Annotated in this window: 4 protein-coding genes and 1 pseudogene; all 5 read right to left on the minus strand. The window is 37.1% G+C overall.

The window, feature by feature from the left end; translation table 11 throughout:
• Positions 1 to 2,342: non-ribosomal peptide synthetase (locus BPMYX0001_RS27500; RefSeq protein WP_033799810.1), on the minus strand; the 2,342-nt coding region annotated here is incomplete at its 3' end.
• A 14-nt stretch (positions 2,343 to 2,356) separates the two neighbouring features.
• Positions 2,357 to 3,619: an MFS transporter gene (locus tag BPMYX0001_RS27505; protein WP_003209780.1), complete on the minus strand. Its 1,263-nt coding sequence runs from the start codon at positions 3,617 to 3,619 to the stop codon at positions 2,357 to 2,359.
• A 114-nt stretch (positions 3,620 to 3,733) separates the two neighbouring features.
• Positions 3,734 to 4,057 (minus strand): hypothetical protein, encoded by a 324-nt coding sequence (locus BPMYX0001_RS27510; RefSeq protein ID WP_006097453.1) that lies wholly within the window; start codon positions 4,055 to 4,057, stop codon positions 3,734 to 3,736.
• 1,070 nt (positions 4,058 to 5,127) lie between these two features.
• Positions 5,128 to 5,877 carry an ABC transporter permease gene (locus BPMYX0001_RS27515; protein WP_006097454.1) on the minus strand — a complete coding sequence of 250 codons (750 nt, stop codon included), beginning with the start codon at positions 5,875 to 5,877 and terminating at the stop codon, positions 5,128 to 5,130.
• Positions 5,878 to 6,013 (minus strand): annotated as a pseudogene (locus BPMYX0001_RS33465) (ABC transporter ATP-binding protein); the annotation flags it as partial.

Raw genomic sequence — 6,013 nt, forward strand, 5'->3', positions numbered from 1 at the left:
AGAATCCGCTTTCCGATATTACTTCTTGAAGAATGCTGCACATCATCTTGAGTAATTGGATAATACGTAACATGAACGGTAGTTTCTGTAATTCCATACATATTAATTAGCTGTGTGTTCTGTTCTCCATACCTTTGAAACCATGGTAGCAAGCTGGTAGGATCGAGTGCTTCCCCACCAAATATGACATAGCGCAGATGCAAGTTTTTATTCTCATCTTCTTGTTCACACACTTGTATCAATTGTCGAAATGCGGATGGTGTCTGATTAAGAACCGTAACCTCTTCCTCTACTAACAGTTGATAGAAATCCTTAGGCGATCGACTAATCCAGTAAGGAACAACAACCAATCTTCCTCCATAGAGCAATGCTCCCCAAATTTCCCAAACTGAGAAGTCAAACGCATAAGAATGGAAAAGCGTCCAAGTATCTTTTTCATCAAACTGATACCAACATTCCGTTGATTTAAATAAACGACTCACATTGTGATGTTCTACCATAACTCCCTTCGGATTCCCTGTTGATCCCGAAGTATAGATCACATAAGCGAGATGTTGGGGACTTACATCAGAAATCGGTAAAGCAGTACTTTCTTTCTCAATCTCAACCTGATCTCGATCAAGGCAAATCGATTTAATATTCTCTGGTAACCATTTCGATTCTTTTAAACTCTCTTGCGTTACGACTAACTGAATGCTAGCATCCTCTAAAATATACTGAAGTCGCTGCTCTGGATATGTTGGATCAAGTGGAACATAAGCTCCACCAGCCTTCAGAATCCCCAAAATACCTACAATCATTTCAAGAGAACGTTCAACACAAAGCCCAACCAATGAATCAGGTCCTACTCCCTTTTTCTGTAGATAGTGAGCTAACTGATTCGCACGTTCATTAAGCTCACTATAGGTAAGCCCCTCCTTTTCATACACAACTGCAATGGCATTTGGATGAATCGTCGCTTGCTGCTCAAACAACTCATGGATGGTTGCTTGAGGTGGAAAGTCAAGCTTAGGATTGTTGAACTCTACTAGACTTTTTCTTTTATCTTCTTCTGAAATGATTTCGATCTCAGCAACCTTCTGCTTCGGATTTTCAAATGTGTTTTCCATTAATGCTAGCATGGTGTTAAAAAAGCGAATTATCTCTTCTTTGGAAAATAGCTCTTCACGATAATCAACATGTACTTGTAAAGAGTCTATATCAGTCAAATTTTCGATATGTACTGCAAAGTCTTGCACCTCTTCACGATTTGGAATCCAAAGAGAATCACCACTTTCAGCACGTTCTCTATAATCAATCGTAGTTCCAAAAAGTCGAACATTACTGTTATTCTCTTTATTAATCTGCTTTAATAACAAATCAAATGGATATTTCTGATGTCGTAATGATTTACTTTGTTTTCTAGACACTCGACCAATAAATGAGAGTACTTCTTCTTCAGGATCGATATCCATTCTTAGAGGAACTGTACTCACCATCATTCCAATTAATTCCCGCTCCATTTTAGTCATACGATTGCCGTAAGCCATTCCCAAGGCAATATCAAGCGATGAGGTCCATCGATACATCGACAACGAAAGCGCAGCAACAAAAAAAGTATATATACTAAATTTGTAATCTCCAGAAAATTTCTCTATCTTTTTCTTCAAATGTTCCGATAATGTAAACGTCTCACGTGATGCTCTCGTACTAACTTGGTAAGCATCATAGGGTTTCAATCCCGTCACGGATGGAAGTGTATTGAATTCCTCTAACCAAAAGTTTTGATCCTTTTGAAAACGACTGCTGTTCAAGTATGTCTGTTCATTGACTAGAAACTGAACATATGAGTTCCTAGGTATGCTCACATCTGTCTCACTATGAAACTTATGATAATATTTAGCAATCTGACTAGTAAAAATTTGGATTGATAAACCATCCATGATAATGTGATGGACATTGCCAAAGACGGCACACTCATTATCGCTTAATTTTATTAAAGCGAAATAGTATAAATCAGAATCAAATAATGTAAACGTCTCTTGCGCCTTCTGCTCAATCCATTTTTCCAGCAAATCTGAATCTCTCTCAGAACTGAAATCAAAGAAGTCAAATTCTCGTTCTTGATGTTTAACAAAATATTGCTCAGGTTCCTGATGTCCATGTTCTTTCAGCCTGATACACAAACCATCGTTTTCACTAATAACACGATTCATGGCTCGATTTAATAATGAATAATCCATTTTTCGATGGATCTTGAACAAGAATTTTAGATTACATATACCTTTACCTGAATAAATAACTTCTGTATACCATATTCTCCTCTGTGGATGACTTAAAAGATAACGCTCCTCATTGGACATAAAGAAATCTCCCTTCAAAGATTAGTTACTTTTATGTGTTCGTTTTCATGTTTAACCCAAAAATATTTTTGTAATGAAACCCCAATTACTCCAATGATGATGAGCCCAATACCTACATAAAGATAGAGCTGAATTACTCCGAAAAGGTGAACTAGTGGTCCGCTCATAGCTGGAGAAATGATGAGGACTGCATTTGCTAAACTGCTTTGAATTCCAAACACTCTTCCGACCTGTTCTTGATGAGATTCTATTTGCAGAATGACTTGATTGGATACAAGCATAAGTCCACTTCCAATACCAGCGATAAAACTAATCAGATAGCCAAAAATAAGAGATGTACCGGGACTTACCAGACTTATCAGACTAATTCCGCCAAAGCCAATTCCCATTAAAGCAATGCCCCCACATACTACCCAACCGTATTGAAAATGTTTTATTTTTTGTGTTAAGAATGCACCAAGTATTCCCCCAATACCAATAATAGAAATGATATATCCCATTTTACTCTTATCATTTGGGAACAAACTCTTAAATAAAGTAGGGAACTGCGAGTCTACTAATTGTAATACTGCCATACCTATTGTAAAGAAAATCATGGTTGATAATATCATCCGATTGGATAATACATAACTCCAACCTTGTAACCAGGCAGTCCAAGTGCTTTGCTGTTGCTTTTCTATATATTCTCTTGACAGAGATTCCTTAAACCTTATTGTGGGCAATAAAACCAAAGCAGCTAGTAAACTACATATTGCCCTTATTACAAGACAAAACTCTGGCTGAAACCAGCTCAGTAACACTCCACCTATAAGCGGACCCACTATCTTGGTTCCTTGCTCAACTATACCGTTGATACTTACCGCTTTGGTAAGTAAATCAGGGGATACAATTTGTCGTGTTAGTGTTTGCTGTGCAGGATAATAGAAAACGGTAAAAATGGATCGAATCATTAAAGCTAACAAAAGCCAATGAATATTTTGGACAAATAAAAGAACGATTGTTAATAGACCAACCATTAGATTACTAAACATCATAATTGGAATTTTTCTAAAGCGATCAGCAATCACACCTGCCCATGAACTAAATAAAATTCCTGGAAGTGCATACGCAACGGGAATCAATCCAATCATAGTAGGGTCTACTTCCCATTCAAAACCAACAATGGTCATAATGGCTAACATATCAATAAATACTCCGAGCATAATCAGTGAATACGCAGAGAAAACTTGTAAATAAATTGTATTTCCCCATAGACTTTTTGAGTCGGTAGTTTTCATAAAAACGATCTCCTTAAGTTTACTAAAATGGATGTTTTTGCGTACATGGGCCCTTTATTGGATATAATTAATCACTCTAACTATTTTTATTTAAACTTTAATACAATTCAAACTTCAATTAATCATAAAGTTCATTATCTTTTTTCGCTCTACTAAATCAAATACATTTATCTCTTCATCTCTTGTTTTTTCAAGTTCTTTCATTTTCTGTTCTTGCTCTGAAATAATCTCCCTTACAAATAAACGAAAGCGAATTAGAAAATCCCTATTCATGTTGTCATTTCCTGCAACATTAAACAACGGGAATAGTTCATTAATCAATTCATGTTCATATAATTCTCTTTGATTTTCCTCTTCTACAAGATTCACCTTCACTCGATGAAAATAATGATTTAATAGTTCTGTAACTTTATTATTTACAGTAGTTTGAACATCCAATCCACATCCCTTTTTCAGAATTTTCTACACTTTACACCCCACATACTATCACACAAAATTCCCTCCTACTATCATCATAAGGTTGAAATAATCGAATTAGAAAATTCAGATAAAAACACATCAATAGACCCATTTTATTTACTACCGTCATTAAAATATCCTACTTATCAATAAGACTACTAAGCTATTTTTATATAATGATTGATAGATTTTTATTAAATAAAAAATTCAAATAAGTTTACACTATGCCCAACTTCTGTCATTTGAATCGATTTAAGTTCCCTCCTATTCACATTGTATTTTTTGTTACTTGTTTACTCCTTTAGAATACCCAAATAATGTAAACATCGGATTAATCCAATGTTAAGCATTCGTAAATATAAGCAATATAATATTATGCCATCGAGATGCTATTTTGAATATTCCGTAAAAAAACACCTAATATGTGGCAAAATCAATCAATCAATCAATCAATCAATCAATCAATCAATCAATCAACCCATCATCATACATACCCTCACCTTAAGAGATTTTAATACCCTTAAATACAAAAAGGCGTCATCCTTTCTAATAACCTTGCTTAGAAAGAATAACGGTTTTGTACAATTGAGGGTAGTTGATATTCTTAAGTTGATGGGCATATGACGGTACCCCAAATGATTTCAAGTTTTCATTATTTGCGCAATCCGTCACTCCGCAATCTGGCCAAATACATAAAGATAGAGTAACAAAACAAAAGCCAAAGTTAGACACATTACTTTTTTAAGCTATTGTTTTAGAATAAAGTTTGTTCAAATTAATGCAAATAACCTTGAAAAACGAACAAAAAGAAAGAGCCTGTTTAAAAAAAGATTTAAGTTTCGATTTTATAAAAAAGTTTGTTCATTTTTCACCTTAGATCTTCCGCAATAGCGCCCAATTGTTAAAAAACATGAAGGTGTTATATCGACAATAGTTATCCTGAGAACATGACAAATAATTAAAGCACGGAAAAATTTCCCGTGCTTTTCCAAACATATATTTTATTTCGGAAGTTTTAGTTGCCATGAGACACCGAACCGATGGTGTACTTACCCTAACTGGCGTTTAAATGCTTTACTGGCGAAGAAGTAAGCGATGACCATAATGCCGACGCACCAAGCAAGCGCGATCCAGATACCGTTGCCAACAGACCCTTCATACAAGAGGGCACGAATCGCATTCACGATTGAAGTCACGGGCTGGTTCTCAGCGAACGCACGGACAATTTTAGGCATAGTTTCGGTAGGAACAAAGGCCGAACTGATAAACGGCAGGAAAATCAGCGGGTACGAGTAGGCCGTCGCCCCTTCCATAGACCTCGCTGTCAACCCGGGAATGACCGCCAGCCATGTCAGCGCCAGCGTAAACAGCCCGAGTATCCCAGCTACCGCGAGCCAATCTAGGATATCAGCGCTGGAACGGAAGCCCATCAAGAGCGCAACGAGGATAACCACCACGATAGTAAGCACATTGGAAACAAGTGAGGTCAATACGTGAGCCCACAATACCGACGAGCGCTTGATAGGCATGGTAATGAAACGCGCCATCAGCCCGCTCTTTACATCCGTAAACAGCCGCACGGAAGTGTAAGCTACACCGGATGCGATAGCCATCAGCAAGATTCCCGGCAATAAATAATTGACGTAGTTGTCCGTTCCTGTCTCTATGGCGCCGCCAAATACGTAAACAAACAGCAGCATCATCATAATCGGCGTAATCGCTACCGTGATAATCGTATCCGGGCTGCGCATGATGTTGCGCATTAAACGCCCTAGTAACACCCCTGTTTTGCTTTTCATTTATATCTCCTCCTTTTTACTGATGATTGCGAGGAAAATTTCCTCCAATGTTGGCTGCTTCTCGATATACTCCACTTTTGCTGGCGGGAACATCTCTTTGAGTTCAGTAAGGGTACCAGTCGTGATAATTTTTCCG

Source organism: Bacillus pseudomycoides DSM 12442 (assembly GCF_000161455.1).
In the GTDB taxonomy this organism is placed as follows: domain Bacteria; phylum Bacillota; class Bacilli; order Bacillales; family Bacillaceae_G; genus Bacillus_A; species Bacillus_A pseudomycoides.